The sequence below is a fragment of the Candidatus Sororendozoicomonas aggregata genome (genome assembly GCF_031528575.1).
Classification (GTDB): Bacteria; Pseudomonadota; Gammaproteobacteria; order Pseudomonadales; family Endozoicomonadaceae; genus Endonucleibacter; species Endonucleibacter aggregata.
This window is the reverse complement of the sequence record NZ_JAVLSP010000083.1, coordinates 1-17,158: the sequence shown is the minus strand read 5'-3', so window position 1 is coordinate 17,158 and position 17,158 is coordinate 1. Positions and strand designations below refer to the sequence as shown.

The 17,158-nt window shown below is 48.0% G+C and carries 15 protein-coding genes; 12 read left to right on the top strand and 3 right to left on the bottom strand.

All coding sequences use genetic code 11. The features are described 5' to 3' along the window. Positions 1–245 precede the first annotated feature (245 nt). Complete coding sequence (locus V4C51_RS13980) at positions 246–1,805, bottom strand: AbgT family transporter (RefSeq protein WP_330926797.1); 1,560 nt, start codon at positions 1,803–1,805, stop codon at positions 246–248. A gap of 400 nt (positions 1,806–2,205) precedes the next feature. On the opposite strand from V4C51_RS13980, the gene tsf reads away from it, so the two are divergent. The 12 genes from tsf to lpxB all read left to right on the top strand — a co-directional run bounded on the left by tsf (position 2,206) and on the right by lpxB (position 15,628). Next, positions 2,206–3,066 carry a translation elongation factor Ts gene (tsf, locus tag V4C51_RS13975; RefSeq protein ID WP_330926796.1) on the top strand — a complete coding sequence of 287 codons (861 nt, stop codon included), beginning with the start codon at positions 2,206–2,208 and terminating at the stop codon, positions 3,064–3,066. A 227-nt stretch (positions 3,067–3,293) separates the two neighbouring features. Next, positions 3,294–4,031 carry a UMP kinase gene (pyrH, locus tag V4C51_RS13970; protein WP_330926795.1) on the top strand — a complete coding sequence of 246 codons (738 nt, stop codon included), beginning with the start codon at positions 3,294–3,296 and terminating at the stop codon, positions 4,029–4,031. Continuing rightward, positions 4,028–4,585 (top strand): ribosome recycling factor, encoded by a 558-nt coding sequence (gene frr, locus V4C51_RS13965; protein WP_330926794.1) that lies wholly within the window; start codon positions 4,028–4,030, stop codon positions 4,583–4,585. Before pyrH ends, frr begins: the two co-directional genes overlap by 4 nt. A gap of 504 nt (positions 4,586–5,089) precedes the next feature. After that, on the top strand, positions 5,090–5,929 hold the full coding sequence (locus V4C51_RS13960; RefSeq protein WP_330926793.1) for a phosphatidate cytidylyltransferase: 840 nt from the start codon (positions 5,090–5,092) through the stop codon (positions 5,927–5,929). Between the two features lie 13 nt (positions 5,930–5,942). Then, positions 5,943–7,136 carry a 1-deoxy-D-xylulose-5-phosphate reductoisomerase gene (gene ispC / locus V4C51_RS13955; RefSeq protein WP_330926792.1) on the top strand — a complete coding sequence of 398 codons (1,194 nt, stop codon included), beginning with the start codon at positions 5,943–5,945 and terminating at the stop codon, positions 7,134–7,136. 55 nt (positions 7,137–7,191) lie between these two features. Further along, positions 7,192–8,571, top strand: coding sequence for a sigma E protease regulator RseP (gene rseP / locus V4C51_RS13950; protein WP_330926791.1), 1,380 nt, complete (start codon positions 7,192–7,194; stop codon positions 8,569–8,571). 76 nt (positions 8,572–8,647) lie between these two features. After that, the gene (bamA, locus tag V4C51_RS13945) at positions 8,648–10,969 is read left to right on the top strand and encodes an outer membrane protein assembly factor BamA (RefSeq protein ID WP_330926790.1); all 2,322 of its coding nucleotides are present in this window, start codon (positions 8,648–8,650) and stop codon (positions 10,967–10,969) included. 354 nt (positions 10,970–11,323) lie between these two features. Beyond that, positions 11,324–11,869 carry an OmpH/Skp family outer membrane protein gene (locus tag V4C51_RS13940; RefSeq protein ID WP_330926789.1) on the top strand — a complete coding sequence of 182 codons (546 nt, stop codon included), beginning with the start codon at positions 11,324–11,326 and terminating at the stop codon, positions 11,867–11,869. Next, entirely contained in the window at positions 11,862–12,878 is a 1,017-nt protein-coding gene (lpxD, locus tag V4C51_RS13935; RefSeq protein WP_330926788.1) for a UDP-3-O-(3-hydroxymyristoyl)glucosamine N-acyltransferase, read from the top strand. Before V4C51_RS13940 ends, lpxD begins: the two co-directional genes overlap by 8 nt. Before the next feature lie 276 nt (positions 12,879–13,154). Next, the gene (gene fabZ, locus V4C51_RS13930; protein ID WP_330926787.1) at positions 13,155–13,622 is read left to right on the top strand and encodes a 3-hydroxyacyl-ACP dehydratase FabZ; all 468 of its coding nucleotides are present in this window, start codon (positions 13,155–13,157) and stop codon (positions 13,620–13,622) included. After that, complete coding sequence (gene lpxA, locus V4C51_RS13925; protein WP_330926786.1) at positions 13,619–14,422, top strand: acyl-ACP--UDP-N-acetylglucosamine O-acyltransferase; 804 nt, start codon at positions 13,619–13,621, stop codon at positions 14,420–14,422. The genes fabZ and lpxA overlap by 4 nt, the downstream gene beginning before the upstream one ends. Before the next feature lie 3 nt (positions 14,423–14,425). Then, on the top strand, positions 14,426–15,628 hold the full coding sequence (lpxB, locus tag V4C51_RS13920; protein ID WP_330926785.1) for a lipid-A-disaccharide synthase: 1,203 nt from the start codon (positions 14,426–14,428) through the stop codon (positions 15,626–15,628). Positions 15,629–16,139: 511 nt separating this feature from the next. Here lpxB and V4C51_RS13915 read toward each other — a convergent pair. After that, entirely contained in the window at positions 16,140–16,442 is a 303-nt protein-coding gene (locus V4C51_RS13915; protein WP_330926784.1) for a hypothetical protein, read from the bottom strand. 192 nt (positions 16,443–16,634) lie between these two features. Then, on the bottom strand, positions 16,635–16,955 hold the full coding sequence (locus V4C51_RS13910) for a hypothetical protein (RefSeq protein WP_330926782.1): 321 nt from the start codon (positions 16,953–16,955) through the stop codon (positions 16,635–16,637). Positions 16,956–17,158 lie beyond the last annotated feature (203 nt).

The window sequence follows — 17,158 nt, the reverse complement described above, 5'->3', positions numbered from 1 at the left end:
TTGCTTAAATAGGTCAACTATTCGCACAAATCCATCGAAAAATCTGACTCGCTCTACTGAATTTCATGCTCGAAAGCTTAAGCCCGACAGGCTCCTGGACTACTTACCAAAAAGGTGAAAAAAAAAGGTAAAAACAGAGACACATTAAAAAACGTGCACGAATTGACTGGCAGCGACTTACGGCAAAACACTTTAAACGTGTCGATGTGGGCAAGCTATAAAACAGTAGCTTGCCCAAAAAAAGATCAGAATCCTAAAGGAATATTCAATACAACAAAGCCTACCAGCAGTGCTGTCCATGTCACTATAAACGAAATGGAATATGGTATCATAATGCCAATCTGGTCTCCGAGGCTCATTTCCGGTTTGTATTTCCGCATAAAGGCCAGTACTACACCCGCATAACTCATCATTGGAGTGATAATATTGGTACTAGAGTCTGCAACACGGAATGCAGCGGTAATCAAATCTGGTGTCATGGCAGGGTTGACCTGGTACAACATCGGGATAAAGATAGGTCCTAACAACATCCATTTAGACGTCAAGCCACCAACAAACAAGTTAATCATTGCGGTTGTCAGGATAAAAGCGATTAAGAGTAAAAGCGGTGAGGACTGCAAACCCAAAAACTGCAGAAAAGTAGCACCCAGATAGGTTACGTAAGTACCAATGCCTGATTCGCCTAACAGCGCCAGAAACTGGTATGAAAAAAAAGTCAATACCAGAATATAGCCAGTGGTGTTCATCTGCTTGGACATCGCCATGACCACATCCGTCAGTGACTTGAAACGACCGACTGAAACACCGTAGAACACACCGGTAATGGCAAAGATGATCACTATCATCAATACAACATTATTGAGGAAGGGTGTCACCGTTTTGCCCGCTTCGCTGGTATAAGACGCAAGGGGACCCCATGCCAACCAGGTAACAAATGCCAGCGAAACCATCAACCCAAGCACCGCAAACTTCAACGCCCGCTCTTCTTTTGGATTCACCGTAAAGTTTTTGGTGTCCAGCTCTTTTGGCATTTGCCAGCTTTGCCTTTCAAGCCTTGGCGCAACAAACCGTGATGTTACAAACGCACCCACAGCACCCAGTACAAATACAGAGGTGACAATAAAGAAATAATTCATGGTGATGGGGTTAAGCTGTTCACCCATGGCATTAACAAAAGGCACGTTCTGCGCTTTCGCAAACAGCTCGGCATTCACGCCAACGACCACATCTATTGGCGTCGCTGGAATCAGGTTAGCACTAAACCCGGCAGAAACACCGGCAAAGGCTGCCACCATACCGATCAACGGGTTCTTCCCAATACCTGCGTACAGCATACCTGCCAGTGGCACCAGAATTAGATAGCCTGCATCGGTGGCAATGCTGGACATAATGCCAAGAAAGACCAGTAGCGTAGGTAACCAGCGCTCATTGATACGGACAGCTATTTTTTTAATCAGCGCATCCAGCAAGCCCGACTGCTCGGCAATCCCAACCCCCAAAACTGACAGCAGGATAATACCCAGTACACCGTTACCGTATGCCAGCCAGTTGTTTAGAATGGCATTATCAAAGATCCAGCGAATTTTTTCCGCCGACAACATATTGTTAATGGAGTATTCAACCACACTCCCATCGCTGCCGACACTCTGAAAGGTATAGCCTCCCATAAATAATGAGACGATGGCAGTGAGAACAAACAGGAACATAAAAATAATGACAGGGTCAGGGATGCGATGCCCCACCCTTTCCATTATTCGTATAAACCCGGACTTTTTATCCTCATGGGTCAGTGTACTTTCTGCCATAACTTCCTCTAAAAAAATCAGCATTAAAAAAAAATAACTATGTTTTGTCAATAAAAACAAAAAATATCAATAGCCGCCCTAGGAGCCTGTCGGACTTAAGACAATTTCGGCCTAAAATCCAGAAAGCGCGAGAAAGCGCGAGAAAGCGCGGCCAGAATTTCCGATCAATTTGCTTAAATAGGTCAACTATTCGCGCAAATTGATCGAAAATTATAACTCGCCCTACTGAATTTTATGCTCGAAAGCATAAGCCCGACACGCTCCTGGAGACTTTATTATGGTTTCTGAGGGGCCAAGTTAATGGGGCCGGTAGAATACACTGTTATTTTGTCGGCGAAACCCAGATAATCATTCTGCTCCTTTTGAGGAGCTTGAACATCAATTGCGAGAGGAGTCAATCATGGCAGCAATAACTGCGGCAATGGTGAAGGAGCTGCGTGAGCGCACCGGCTTGGGTATGATGGAGTGTAAAAAAGCTTTGGTCGCTGTGGACGGTGACATTGAAAAAGCCATCGAAGAAATGCGCAAGTCCGGTCAGGCGAAAGCGGCCAAGAAAGCCGGTCGTGTAGCTGCAGAAGGTATCGTCGCTACCAAAATCGCGGCGGACAACAGTTACGGTATTCTGGTTGAAGTTAACAGTGAAACTGACTTCGTTGCCCGTGATGAAAACTTTCTGGGCTACGTTGAGAAAGTCGTTGATGTGGCATTTGAGCGTAAAGAAACGGATGTTGCTACCTTGATGGCCGGTGATTTGGAGGCGTCTCGCCTGGCGCTGGTCCAGAAAATTGGTGAGAACATCAATGTGCGTCGTGTGAAGCTGGTCGAAGGGGGTGTTGTGGCCGGTTATGTCCACGGCAACAAGCGAATTGCTGTGCTGGTTAGCCAGCAAGGTGGTGATGCTGAACTGGCTCGTGATGTGGCCATGCATGTAGCGGCTGTTAGCCCACAGGTTGTCAGCAAGGAAGACATGCCGACTGAGCTGGTCGAGAAAGAGAAGGAAATTTTCAGGGCACAAGCTGAGCAGTCTGGCAAGCCTGCTGAGATTATTGAAAAAATGATCGGTGGTCGTATCAACAAGTTCCTGGCAGAAAACAGTCTGCTGGAACAGCCTTTTGTAAAAGATCCCGACGTTAAAGTCGGCGCTCTGGCCAAGAAAGCCGGCGCGACAGTGACTGGCTTTGTTCGCTTTGAGGTGGGCGAGGGGATTGAGAAAGAAGAGGTGGATTTTGCCGCTGAGGTTCGTGCGCAGGCTGGCCTGTAACTGCTGGTGTCGCGGTTTGTTCACGGCTGCTACCATGCATTGCCCATGGTAGCGGTTTTATGCTCCCGCATGGTTATAATGTTGCCGGCGCGTCACTTTGGCAAGTTGGGGCTATTATGGGTGCCGGCTTGTCAGGTGAAATTTTTTCCAAGTGTCTGACCCTATGGTATTTGCTTTAAGTAGTATAAGGTCAGCTGCTTAAAACCACGAATAATGCGAGAATCGATATGCCTGGAAGTGATCGACAGCCCAATTATCAACGCATACTGCTTAAGCTCAGTGGTGAGGCTTTACAAGGCCGAGGTGAGTTTGGTATAGACCCGCGTGTGCTTGATCGGATAGCCCTGGAGATAGGACAACTGGTAGGAATTGGTGTTCAGGTGGCTATTGTGGTCGGGGGAGGGAATCTGTTCCGTGGCGCAGAGCTCAATGCTGCGGGTCTTGACCGTGTGACGGGTGATCATATGGGGATGTTGGCGACGGTTATGAATGGGTTGGCCATTCGCGACGCGCTGGAACGATCTAATATCAATACGCGTGTGATGTCTGCGATTCCCATGAGTGGTGTCGTTGAGCATTATGACCGTCGACGTGCCCAGCGCTATCTTAATAATGGTGATGTGGTGGTTTTTTCCGCGGGTACCGGTAACCCGTTTTTTACTACAGATTCCGCGGCCTGCCTTCGTGGCATTGAAATAGACGCGGATGTGGTACTAAAAGCCACCAAAGTGGACGGCGTGTATGATAAAGATCCGACAAAATACAACGATGCGGTAAAATTTACGCAGCTAAGTTATGACGATGTTCTGGCGCGAAAGCTGGGAGTAATGGATCTGACAGCCATCTGTCTGGTCAGGGATCAGCATATGCCGGTAAGGGTATTTAATATGAACAAGTCCGGGGCACTTCTGAATCTCGTGGTAGGTGGTGAGGAAGGAACGCTCATAAACGGGGGTGACAAATGATTAATGCGATAAAACATGATGCCGCTGAGCGGATGGAAAAGAGCGTGGACTCTTTAGCCGTCTCCTTTGCTAAAATTCGGACCGGTCGGGCGCATCCAAGCTTACTGGATGGTATCAAGGTCTTCTATTACGGGTCAGAAACGCCTCTTGGACAAGTGGCGAATATTAGTGCGGAAGATGCCCGTACGCTGTCCATACGTGCCTGGGAAAAAGCGCTGGTACCTGAAATTGAAAAGGCGATTTTAAAATCCGACCTTGGCCTTAACCCTTCCACGGCAGGTGAGGTAATTCGTATCCCCCTTCCGCCATTGACACAAGAAACGCGTAAAGGCTTTATCCGTCAGGCACGCTTTGAAGCAGAAAATGCCCGCATTGCCATTCGTAACATCCGTCGTGACGCTATGGCTGATCTGAAGGAGCTGGAAAAAGAAAAGGAGATCAGTGAAGATGAAGAGCGCAGGGCTCAAGATGACATCCAAAAGCTGACCGATCAGTGGATTTCTGGTGTGGATAAGGCGTTAGGTGAGAAAGAAAACGATCTAATGGAAATCTAACCCTATGCCTTAAGGGGTTGCTCATGATCTTTTTGGTGAGTGAAACTGATGAGAAAAACGGCCTGTTTCTTGATTTTTTGTGGCCTTGGTGGCGCTATTTAACGAATGAAAGCTCAAGCCAGGCAGCTTTTATCAGCGGTTGCAGCTTACAATAAGCTTTTGAAAAGTTTTTAAGGGTATTGGCAATGAAAACTTTACCAGGGTCGTCCCTGAAAAGGTGGTGACCTTGTCGTGTTGGATTCCTTTTTTTCAGGAGTGACGGGCTTTTGATATTTTCTACAATGAAGCTACCCTGAGGCATGCTTTTTTGTGTTGATAAAGGCTTGTAACATTTGCAGGTCATTATAAGACAGGGGTAGTTGGTTTCTTGTGGGGGCTTGCATTTTTAAGAGGGCTCCCGCAACGTGTTTTTGCTGTCCTAGTCATTTCTTGTCAATTCATTGTCCCTTGATGATCAGTAATTATCTCTATGCTCCCCCGATAGTGTTGGGTGGAGCATACGGGTTGACAGAGCCAGAGAGAGCCGTTGGAGGCTATACATTTGTGTTAAAACAGCGAATTCTAACCGGAGGGGTTCTGGCACTTGTTGCGCTGGCAGCGGTTTTCTGGTTGTCTGTTCCTCATTTTGCCCTGCTGACCGGACTGGTGATTATGTTCGGTGCTTGGGAGTGGGCGAATTTGGCCGGTGTCTCCCATCGAGCGGGCAAGTTGGTTTATACAGTGCTACTGAGCGTACTGTGTGTGTGGGACTATAACACCGATGTGCCGAGCCTGACACTGATGGGTGGGGCGTTACTATGGTGGGTGGTTGCCTTTGTGATGGTGAGTCAATATCCCGCTTCAGCGAATTTCTGTAAGTCGCGTCTGGTGAGAATGTTGATGGGTTCCCTTGTGCTGGTACCGGCCTGGTCAGCCATTGTAATGCTGAAGATTCATCACGGTCCACAGGCGATAGTGTTGTTGTTTTTGCTGGTGTGGGCCGCTGACGTAGGCGCTTATGTTGCTGGAAAGAATCTGGGTAAGAGGCCTTTGGCAAAAAAAGTGAGTCCAAAGAAAACCATTGAAGGCCTGCTTGGGGGCATTGCTTTTTCCATGCTGGTCGCGGTTGTGTATGGGAAGTTCACGCACGCGACTGTCGGGCGAGAAATTGTATTGGTCCTATTGGCAATGATGGTAGCATTAATCTCGGTGCTGGGTGATTTGCTCGAAAGCTTGTTAAAGCGAGAGCGAGGCATAAAGGACAGTAGTAGTTTACTACCAGGGCATGGTGGTGTTATGGATCGAATCGATAGTTTGACCGCCGCTCTGCCGTTATTTGCCCTGGCGCTTCACTTCAGTGTGTAAACGGGAAGCAATAATGCAGGAACTGTGTATTCTTGGCTCAACAGGCTCTATTGGAAAAAATACACTGGATGTGGTTGCCCGTCATCCCGGGCGTTACCGTGTGCGCTCATTGGTGGCAGGGAAAAATGACGCTCTGATGCTGGCTCAGATTTCCCAGTTTAACCCGGATCAGGTGGTGATGGCTGATGAAACAGCAGCGAAACGTCTGCGGCTTGCTGTTCAGGCAAAAGGATTGAGGGCAGAAATCTTATGGGGCACGGAGCACATTGTTGCCGTTGCTGAAGATCCCGCCGTTGATACGGTGATGGCGGCGGTTGTTGGTGCGGCTGGCCTGCTGCCTACGCTGGCAGCAGTAAAAGCAGGGAAGAAGGTGTTGCTGGCCAACAAAGAAGTGTTGGTAATGACCGGTGAACTTTTTATGTCTGCCGCTAATGCGGCAGGCGCGACACTGTTACCTATTGACAGCGAGCATAATGCGATTTTCCAGTGCATGCCTCCCCATTTTTCCAAGGGGCTGAACACCATTGGTGTTCGGCGTGTTGTATTGACGGCATCAGGTGGGCCTTTTCGAGAGACGCCTTTAGGGAAATTTGCTGAGATTACCCCTGCTCAGGCTTGTGTGCACCCCAACTGGAGTATGGGACAAAAAATATCCATAGATTCAGCCACTATGATGAATAAAGGACTGGAATTTATTGAAGCGTGCTGGCTGTTTGATGCCCGGCCGGATCAGGTTGACGTGGTTATTCATCCGCAGAGTATTGTTCATTCGATGGTGGATTATGTGGATGGTTCAGTGCTGGCCCAGCTTGGAAACCCTGATATGCGCACGCCCATTGCCCATGGGCTGGCTTGGCCTGAACGAATAGCGTCTGGCGTAACTCCCCTGTCTTTATCCACCATTGCGTGCCTTGATTTTTATGAGCCTGACATGAGACGCTATCACTGTTTGAAGCTGGCTATGGAAGCAGCCAGGGCGGGGGGGACGGCGCCAGCAGCGCTGAATGCGGCGAACGAGCAGGCCGTGGCTGCGTTTTTATGTCATCAATTGCGTTTTGACCACATTAGCCGGGTCGTCGATGAGGTGCTGCAAGCCCTTGAGAGTCAGGCAGCAGCTTCCGTTGAGCATGTGCTCGATGCGGATCGGCAGGCACGTTGTCTGGCTAAGCAATGCATCATTAAACTGAAAAATGATAGTATGTCATGATAGCTTTACGAAAGCGCTTCACCGAGTCTGCCTTTGTAGTAGGAGATAATATCGTATGATTTTGGATACGATACAAACCGTGGTCGCCTTTTTGATCACCTTGGGAGTATTGGTCAGTATCCATGAATACGGCCACTTTTGGGTGGCGCGTCGCTGTGGTGTTAAAGTGCTGCGTTTTTCTATTGGTTTTGGCAAGCCCCTATGGCAAAAAAAGGATCGCCATGGTACCGAATTTTCCCTCGCTGCTATTCCATTGGGTGGCTATGTCAAAATGCTGGATGAGCGGGAAGGGCCTGTTTCAGCCGATGAAAAACACCTTTCATTCAATAGCCAGTCGGTGTTATCCCGGATTGCCATTGTTGTTGCTGGACCTGTTGCCAATTTTTTATTGGCGATTGTTGCGTTATGGCTGATGTACCTGGTCGGTGTGCGGACAGTAGCGCCGCAGGTTGGCGAAGTCATACCCGGCTCTCCCGCCGCAATGGCCGGTATTGAGGCTGGTGATGAAATTGTGGCGGTGGATGGTGTTGAAACAAAAGGGTGGCAAGCCGTCAATATGGCGCTGGTTAGTGCTTTAGGCGAAACAAAAACGCTGCGGTTTTCAGTGCTGCCCGGTGAGCCGGGTGCGGCTCATACCGGCGGGACTGTGGTTGAACGGAACCTCTCTGTAAAAAACTGGTTGGCAGGTGATGAGAACCCTGCTCCTTTGCTTTCTCTGGGTATTCGACCTTACACGCCGGTAATTCCTGCTATCATTGGCAGCGTGGTTGATGGGGGTGCCGCAGCCAGGTCCGGGTTAAAAGTCGGTGACAAAATAGTGCAGGTGGATGGACAGCCCTTATCTGACTGGTCGTCCTGGGTAAAGTGGGTAAGAAACCATCCTGATCAAGTACTGGCGGTCACCGTTGTTCGTGGGGAAAAGCTGATACAGCTTTCTCTGAGACCGGATACCCGGAGTATTGATGGTATTGACAGTGGTTATATTGGTGCGGGTGTTCACCCGGTTTCCTGGCCCCCGTCGATGATAAGAACGTTACAGTATGGGCCGGTTACCGCTTTAGTGAAGGGAGCTGAGGGCACCTGGGCGTTAACGACGATGACTGTCAATTCGTTGTGGAAAATGGTCGTTGGTCTGGTATCAGTGACAAATTTGAGTGGTCCCATCACTATTGCTAAGGTGGCGGGCGCTTCTATGGCATCGGGATTTGAGAACTTTCTGTACTTTCTTGGCATGTTAAGTGTCAGTTTGGGGGTTCTTAACTTGCTGCCAATACCTGTGCTTGATGGAGGGCATCTGTTCTTCTATCTGGTCGAGCTGGTCAGAGGGCGGCCTCTGTCTGAAAGGGTCCAGTTGTTGGGTCTGAAAATTGGGGTATCTCTGGTGATATGTGTGATGGGACTGGCTATCTATAATGATGTAAGTCGTCTATTCTGACATACGGCATGGGCAGCATTGATGATCTTGTCTGCCTCTTCAGAGTACAAAATGAACACGGATAAGAACGGATTCCATGAATCGATCACTGTTGTCTTTGCTGATTGGCTCTATGGCCTATGCGTCAGGTGCTCAGGCATTCGTTGTCTCAGACATCCGGATAGATGGCCTGCAACGCATTTCAGCTGGTACGGTTTTTAACGCGCTCCCTATCAAAGTGGGTGATGATGTTAAAGTCCCTGCGGTAGCAGACGCGACCCGGGCACTTTTTCGGACCGGTTATTTTAAAGATATCCAGATGGGTCAGGACGGGAAAGTGCTGGTCGTCAAAGTTGTTGAGCGACCATCTATTAGTGAAATTGTTATCTCAGGTAACAAGGCCATCAAAACGGATGATCTGAAAACAGGGTTGGGCAAAGCGGGTCTGTCGGAGGGTGAAATCTTCCAGCAAGCGACTCTTGAGGCTATTCGTCAGGAACTTGAGCGACAGTATGTTGCTCAGGGGCGTTATGGAGCGAGTATTTCCACGGAGCTGGAAGCGCAGCCACGAAACCGGGTGAAGTTGTCCATTAAGATTAAGGAAGGCAAAGTCGCGACGATCAGTCATGTTAATATTGTGGGCAATAAGGTTTATCCGCTGGAAGAGTTGCTTGACTTATTTGAGTTGAAAGAAAGTCACTGGTACTCCTTTTTTGGTTCCAGTGATAAATATTCCCGTGAAAAACTGTCAGGAGACTTGGAGCGCCTTCGCTCGTGGTACCTTGATCATGGCTATATTAACTTTAACATTACCTCGACGCAGGTGGCGATCAGTCCTGACAAAGCTCATGTTTATATTACGGTGAACATTGATGAAGGTGATAAATACACCATCAGCGATGTGAAACTGGCAGGGGATCTGATTATTCCTGAAGAGGAAGCGGAAAAGTTGCTGCTGGCCAAGCCTGATCAAACTTTCTCACGAAAAGTCATTACACAAACGGAAACGTCCCTCAGCCGGCGCCTGGGAAATGAAGGGTATACCTTTGCAAATGTTACAGGTGTCCCAAAGCCTGATCATGATAAGAAAACCGTTGCATTAACGTTTTTTGTAGACCCGGGGCGTCGTGTGTATGTTCGAAGAATTAATTTTAATGGCAATACGAAAACGGATGATGAGGTACTGCGTCGTGAAATGCGACAAATGGAAGGTGCCTCGGCCAATACTGAAAAGATAGAGATGTCCAAAGTCCGGCTTGAGCGTCTGGGTTACTTCAAGGCAGTCAATGTAGAAACACCGCCGGTTCCAGGGACCAGCGATCAGATTGATGTCAACTATACCGTGCAGGAGCAACCGTCGGGCAGTGTCACCGCCAGTATTGGTTATTCTCAGTCTGATGGTTTGCTGTTAGGTGGCTCTATCAGTCAGAGTAACTTCCTCGGGACCGGTAACAAGGTGTCTATCGGACTCAACAAAAGTGACTTGAGCCAGCTGTACAGTTTTAACTTTACTAATCCTTACTATAGTGTTGGTGGTGTGAGCCGTGGCTTTGGCGTGCATTATCGTACTTATGATTATGAGGAGTCTGATATTTCCAGCTATGCGGCAGATAGCTGGGGAGGTAATGTCAACTTTGGCTACCCACTGTCCGAAACGCAAAGTATTAACTTTGGTTTTGGCGTTGAAGGGACAAAAGTAACGACAGGGGACACTAGCCCGCAAGTCTTTAAAGATTATCTGGAGAAAGAAGGTGACAGCTTTACTAATTTTCAGGCAACCCTTGGCTGGTCTGAGTCGGAGTTGAACCGGGGGCTTTTGCCGACGCGTGGTTATTCACAAAGTGTGTCCTCGCAAATTGCGGTTCCTGGTTCTACGACAACCTTTTATAAGCTGGTATACAGAGGACAGTATTTTCAGCCCCTTACTGATTCTTTGACAGCGCGTTTTGCTACTCGTCTTGGCTATGCTGGCGCTTATGGCAATACTGATGACGTGCCTTTTTTCGAACACTTTTATGCCGGTGGGTTTGGCTCTGTAAGAGGTTATAAAGATAACACTCTGGGACCAAAGGCTATGGAAGACACCGAGGGTGGTGACTACAACAGTATGGGTGGGGATACGCTGATAGAAGGAACTATTGAAGTGCTTTTCCCTCTACCGTTTGTTAAAGATCAGCGATCCCTGCGCACCAGCGTGTTCTTTGACTTTGGTAATGTATTTGACAATAGTGGAAATGACCATGAGGGTGTCGTTGACTCAAGCAAACCAAGCTTCAGTGATCTTCGCTACAGTGCCGGTGTTGGCCTGACCTGGATTACCCCCCTTGGACCCTTAACATTCAGCCTGGCAAAAGCGTTAAATCCGAAGGATAAAGATGAAACTCAGGTCTTCCAGTTCTCTCTTGGCGCGCCCTTCTAGAAGGCTGTCGGACTTATGCTTTCGAGCATAAAATTCAGTAGGGCGAGTCAGAATTTTCGATCAATTTGTGCGAATAGCTGACCTGTTTAAGCAAATTGATCGGAAATTCTGGCCGCGTTTTCTCGCGCTTTCTCGCACTTTCTGGATTTTAGGCCGAAATTGTCTTAAGTCCAACGGGTTCCTGGTATTTGCTTCGCTATTATCAGGCGGGTGAAATAATAAGCCCTTGTACTTGTTGAAACCACAAAATGAAACCACAAAAAGGTGCGGAAACGCGCCTTTTCGTTATAATGCGGCTCTGCATTTTACTGTTGCGATAGAGCAGATTATTAGTTGACTCATCAGGAGAAAACCTTGAAATTCATACGATTCTTTTGTTTAACACTGGTTATGCTGGTGTCTTTTGCCCAGACAGCGGCGGCAGCTTCCACTGCCCAAACGACGGCAGCTTCCATGAAGATTGCTGTTATTGATGCTGACATGGCCGTGTTGGAGTCCGAACCAGCGAAGCAATACGCAAAACAGGCAGAAACCAAGTTTGCTCCTCAGCTCAAACAGATAAAAACCCTTACGGATGAAGTGAAAAAAATGGAGCAAAAACTCGAGAAAGAGGAGCCTGCCCTTTCTGCTGCCCAGAAAGAAAGTCGCCAGCTCGAAATCAAGCGCAAGTACGAAGACCTCCAATTGAAGGATCGCCAGCTGCGTATGGAGAAAGCACGTTCTGACCAGGAAGAGCTGGGGAAAATTCGCCCAATGCTGGGGCAGGCTATTGAGGAAATTTCCAAAGAGCAGGGATACGATCTGGTGATCCAGCGCGGTGCCGCGGCTTTTGTTAAACCTGAGTTTGATATTACCCGAGCGGTGATTGAGCGCCTGAACAAGATTCATAATAATGGCTAAAAAGATGTACACGCTACGTGAACTGGCTGAAGTATTGGGAGCTCAGCTGCAAGGGGATGGCGCTCTGGTCATTACTGGATTAAACACCTTAAAGGAAGCAACAGGGCAAGAGCTGAGTTTTCTGGCTAACCCGGTTTATGCCCGTTACCTTTCAAGCACTGAGGCGGGGGCGGTGATCCTTGCGCCTGCCAGTGCGGCTGATTTTTCGGGTAATGCACTGATAGTGGACAACCCTTATCTGGGTTATGCGCGATTGTCTCATTTTTTTAAAACAGCGGCAGAGGTGCCTGTTGGTATTGACGCGTCAGCGACGGTGAGTCCAGATGCTCAAATACACCCAGAGGCAGCCATTGGTCCTGGGGTTGTCATTGAAGCAGGGGTTATGGTTGCCAGGGGAGTGACGGTAGCAGCAGGTGCTGTCATTGGGCACGATAGTATTATTGGTGAAGAAACGCGTATCGCTAGAAATGTGACTGTTTGTCACGGTGTCAGCATCGGCAAGCGCGTTATCATCCACCCCGGCGCAGTCATTGGAAGTGATGGGTTTGGTAATGCCCAAGACAAAGGGCAGTGGGTAAAAATTGCCCAGATTGGCGGCGTGTTGATTGGTGATGATGTGGAAATTGGTGCCAATACCTGTATTGATCGCGGTGCGCTGGGGGATACCATCGTTGGTGACGGTGTCCGCTTGGATAACCTGATCCAGGTTGCCCATAATGTTGTTATTGGCAAAAATACCGCCATAGCTTCCCTGGCGGGCATCTCCGGTAGTACTCAAATTGGTGAAAACTGCACTATTGCCGGTAGCGCAGGTTTTGCCGGTCACCTGACCATTGCGGATAATACCCATATTGGCGGTATGGCCATGGTGACTGGTTCTATCAAAAAAGCGGGCGTGTATGCTTCAGGTACAGGCTTTATGGAAGCCCGTGAATGGCGAAAAAATGCGGTTAGGTTCCGGCAGCTGGATAATCTGGCAAGACGCGTGAAACGTTTGGAAAAAAACTGAATGTTATGCTTTTCTGCTGGTTAAAAAGGCTGGGCAGGGAGTGGTTGTGTGACAGCGCGCTCCCTCTAGTAGGAGCCTGTCCGAGAATAGCCCTTAGCGAGGATTGCGAGAAATTGAGGATAAAATTTCTGTTTATGAGGACAATAGCGGGGCTATTTGATGAAGAAGCAGGAATTTTTAGACCCATTTATCGCAACCGCAGTAGCGTGGTCTATTCTCGGACAGGCGCCTAGTGGCCTTTTTCTATCATTGACACAGATTTGAGTTTATTAATCCATGATCAAAATTGAAAAAATCAGGGAGATTTTGCCACACCGCTACCCTTTCCTGATGGTGGATCGGGTAGTGAATATTAGTTTGGAAAAAGACAATCAAAACGGCAAAAATGTGCTCGAATGCATTAAAAATGTTTCAGTAAATGAGCCTTACTTTAACGGTCATTTTCCTGATCACTCTATCATGCCGGGTGTATTGATTTTGGAGGCTATGGCACAAGCTGCTGGTCTTCTTGGTTCAGTGATGGTGGGCTATCAAGTGGGTGAGGCGCCTATTTATTATTTGGCGGGATCAGATAAAGTAAAATTCAAGCGCCCTGTTGTGCCCGGTGATCAGCTGTACTTGAAGGCAACTTACCTGACGAGTCGTCAAAGTATGTGGAAATTTTCCTGTGAAGCACGTGTTGATGGTAAACTGGTGAGTTCTGCTGATCTTACCTGCGCACGTATGAAGGAGCTGGCAACTTGAACGATTTCCGCTTTAGAAGCGACGCAACGGCTGGTATTCATCCAACAGCCATTGTTGACCCAAAAGCAAAACTGGCTGATGATGTCCAGGTTGGTCCCTGGACCTATATTGGTCCGAACGTAGAGATTGGGTCGGGAACGCTGATTCATTCCCATGTAGTGATTAAAGGCCCTACGGTGATAGGAAAAAATAATCGTATTTTTCAATTTTCCAGTGTGGGAGAAGATTGTCAGGATAAAAAGTATGTCGATGAGTTAACTTACCTGGAAATAGGTGATGACAATATTATTCGTGAAAGTTGTACGATCCATCGCGGTACCCATCAAGATGAAGCGTTAACACGCATTGGTCATAGAAATCTGTTGATGGCTTATGTACATATTGCCCATGACTGCAGGGTTGGAAACGACTGTGTGCTTGCGAATAACTCGACAATGGGCGGGCACGTAGTGATAGGTGATGGTGTTATTCTTGGGGGCTTTACGGCAGTCCACCAGTTTTGTGTTATCGGCTCTTTCAGTATGACCGCCGGACACACCGCGGTGTATAAAGATATGCCTGCTTTTGTCATGGCCAGTGGTAATCCCGCGGCTGCTCATGGTATGAATTATGAGGGTATGCGACGCAGGGGCTACAGTAAGGAGCTGATTCAGACATTGCGTCGGTGCTATAAAATCATCTACCGTCAAGGGTTGCGCATTGGTGAAGCTATTGAAAAACTGGAGTCGATAGGGACACAGCCAGAGCTTCAATTGCTCATTGATTCTTTAAAAGCGTCAACGCGGGGTATTACTCGTTAGCCCATGTCAAACTTGCCTTTAACGAATGACTGTCCTTCTGCTGCAATATCAACCAAACCCTTAAAGATAGCCATGGTTGCTGGTGAACTGTCCGGTGATATTCTTGCCGCTGGTCTGATTCGTGAGATCAGGCGGCATCATCCAGATGTTTATTGCTATGGTATTGGTGGTCCTTTAATGATCGCTGAAGGGTTTGACAGCCTTTTCCCCATGGAACGTTTATCGGTTATGGGGCTGATGGAAGTACTTGGTCGTCTGAAAGAGCTGATTGGTATTCGTCGTGAGTTAACAGCACGCTTGATCAGCGATCAGCCCACTGTTTTTGTAGGGATTGATGCGCCTGACTTTAATCTGGGGCTGGAAAAACAGCTAAAAAAAGCCGGTATTCCAACCATGCATTACGTTAGCCCCCAAGTATGGGCCTGGCGTGAAGGGCGTTTAAAAAAGATCAGGCAGTCAGTTGATCATATGCTGACACTCCTTCCCTTTGAGGCCGACTATTACAACGCTCATCATGTGGAGGTAACGTTTGTCGGACATCCACTGGCAGACATGGTGCCTATGCGGCCTGATAAAGAGGCAGCACGGGAGGCGCTTGAGGTGCCGGAAAAGGGGATTGTTATTGGCGTGCTGCCAGGGAGCAGGAGTGCTGAAGTCTCGCGTTTGGGGGCGCTTTTTTTTGAAACAGCACGCTTGCTCACCAAACAGTTTCCTGATGCTCGTTTCCTGGTGCCCTGTGCCAATATGAAGCGTAAACGGCAGTTAATAACGATAGCAAAAGATTACAATGATCTTGAATTAACGCTTTACGATGGTCAAGCATCCGAGATAATGGCTGCGTCTGATGCGATATTAATCGCATCGGGGACGGCAACGCTGGAAGCCGCGTTACACAAACGCCCCCTTGTGGTGAGTTACCGGATGAATCCGATTACGTATGCTATAGTCAGGCGGTTGGTTAATGTGGACTGTGTGGCTTTGCCTAATCTGTTGTCAGGTCAGAAACTGATGCCAGAGTTATTGCAAAATGATGCTACGCCAGAAGCATTGTGTGACGCAATGGTGAAAGCATTGACGGATAAAGTCTATCAACAGACCCTTGAGAAAGCCTTTGTCGCTATTCATAACGTTCTTAAGAGAAATGCCAGTGAGCTTGCCTACCAGGCATTGCAGTCTGTCATCAGTAAAAAGACAGTGGGTCATTAAACAGGGCAGCTTGCATTCCTGGAATGTCTTAGAAGCAGTCTTAAAAGTCTGCCCGTAGCGAGGACTGCGAGAAATGGCGGATAAAAAGTCGCTTTTGTGAGGAGAATAGTGGGGCTATTTGACGAACAAAAGCGACTTTTTAGACCCATTTATCGTAGCCGCGGTAGGCGCATGACTTTTAAGACCGCTTCTTATACCAATCGTCTTTTCTAACTACCGTAAGCGTTTACAAACTGGGCGTCAGAGCAGTAGAAACGACGAGTGAAGCCTGCTATCGCGAGGAGTTTCAACGTACCGCTGGCGTTCGTTGACACCGTAAAGCGCAATGAGGACAGTCAATCGGTACCCGTGCTGTCAAGCGCTAATACCCATACAGTCGTCATTCCCGCGAAGGCGGGAATCTACCAGAAAATGGACTCCCGCCTTAGCAGGGGTGACCAAAGTGATGGTTGTATGTATATTAACGCTTTTTTGCGCCAGGAGCTTGTCGGGCTAGATCTTCGGCGCCGTTTCAGTCCCGTACAGCCAAAAGCGTATTACCCCAGTTATGTGCTTTCCATGACAGCTTAAAATGTATCAAGCCTACTTTGCCAGAGGCCCTGCATGAGTCACCATTGGCCATAGCGGGTCCAATTAATCGATCAATTTGATACCCGTTTGTCGTGGTTATGGATTTGTCCTTTGCAATTTGATTATTCATCTGGGAAAAATCGAACTTACATTTATCAACCGGACTCGCGTAAGCACCGGATATCATCACTAGCATCAAGGTCATTGAGGTGAGTGCTGCTTTGAATGCTGTTTTGAATGTCATAATCCTGGATCCTGTTTTGGTGAAGTGTGAAGCAGGCATAACAATCATGGCAATTCTCGAAAAGTAAGCGGCTGGTCCACGGATATCCCAATGAAAGCCGCTCTGATTGTGACACCTTCATGAGGCAGCTAAGGCGATGAAGTGATATCTTTGGCGTCGTTACACTCTGATAAAGACCACCTGGCACGAGACTTACAGGACAATAGCGTCAAGCCTCTTTCTCCAGTTATGCACTTTCCATGACAGCAAAAATTCAGCGCGATTCTGAGCGCTTTGAGTGAATGCAAGGTAGCCTTTGGCGTAGCCGCTGCATCGACCAGGAGAACTGGCATTAACGGGCTCATATATATCATTAAGCTCAAAACCGTTTGAGGAGTGTATGCTGCGGTATTTATAAATATCAGCTTTCATCTGGTCAGCATCGTGCCTGCATTCCCCATCTGGGTTTGCATATACACCGGATACCATTACTAGCATCAGGGTCATTGAGGCGAGTATTGTTTTGTATGTCATGGGCTTGAATCCTGTCTTTGTGAAGATAAAAACACGTAGCTGATGACGAGGGTATTGTGGTGGGCCTTTTCAGTCTGGCAAAGATCCTGTGAAGGGGTCAGACTGGCTAGGAGCCTGTCCGAGAATAGACTACCCTACTGCGGTTGCGATAAATTGGTCTAAAAATTCCTGCTTCTTCGTCAAATAGCCCCACTATTATCCTC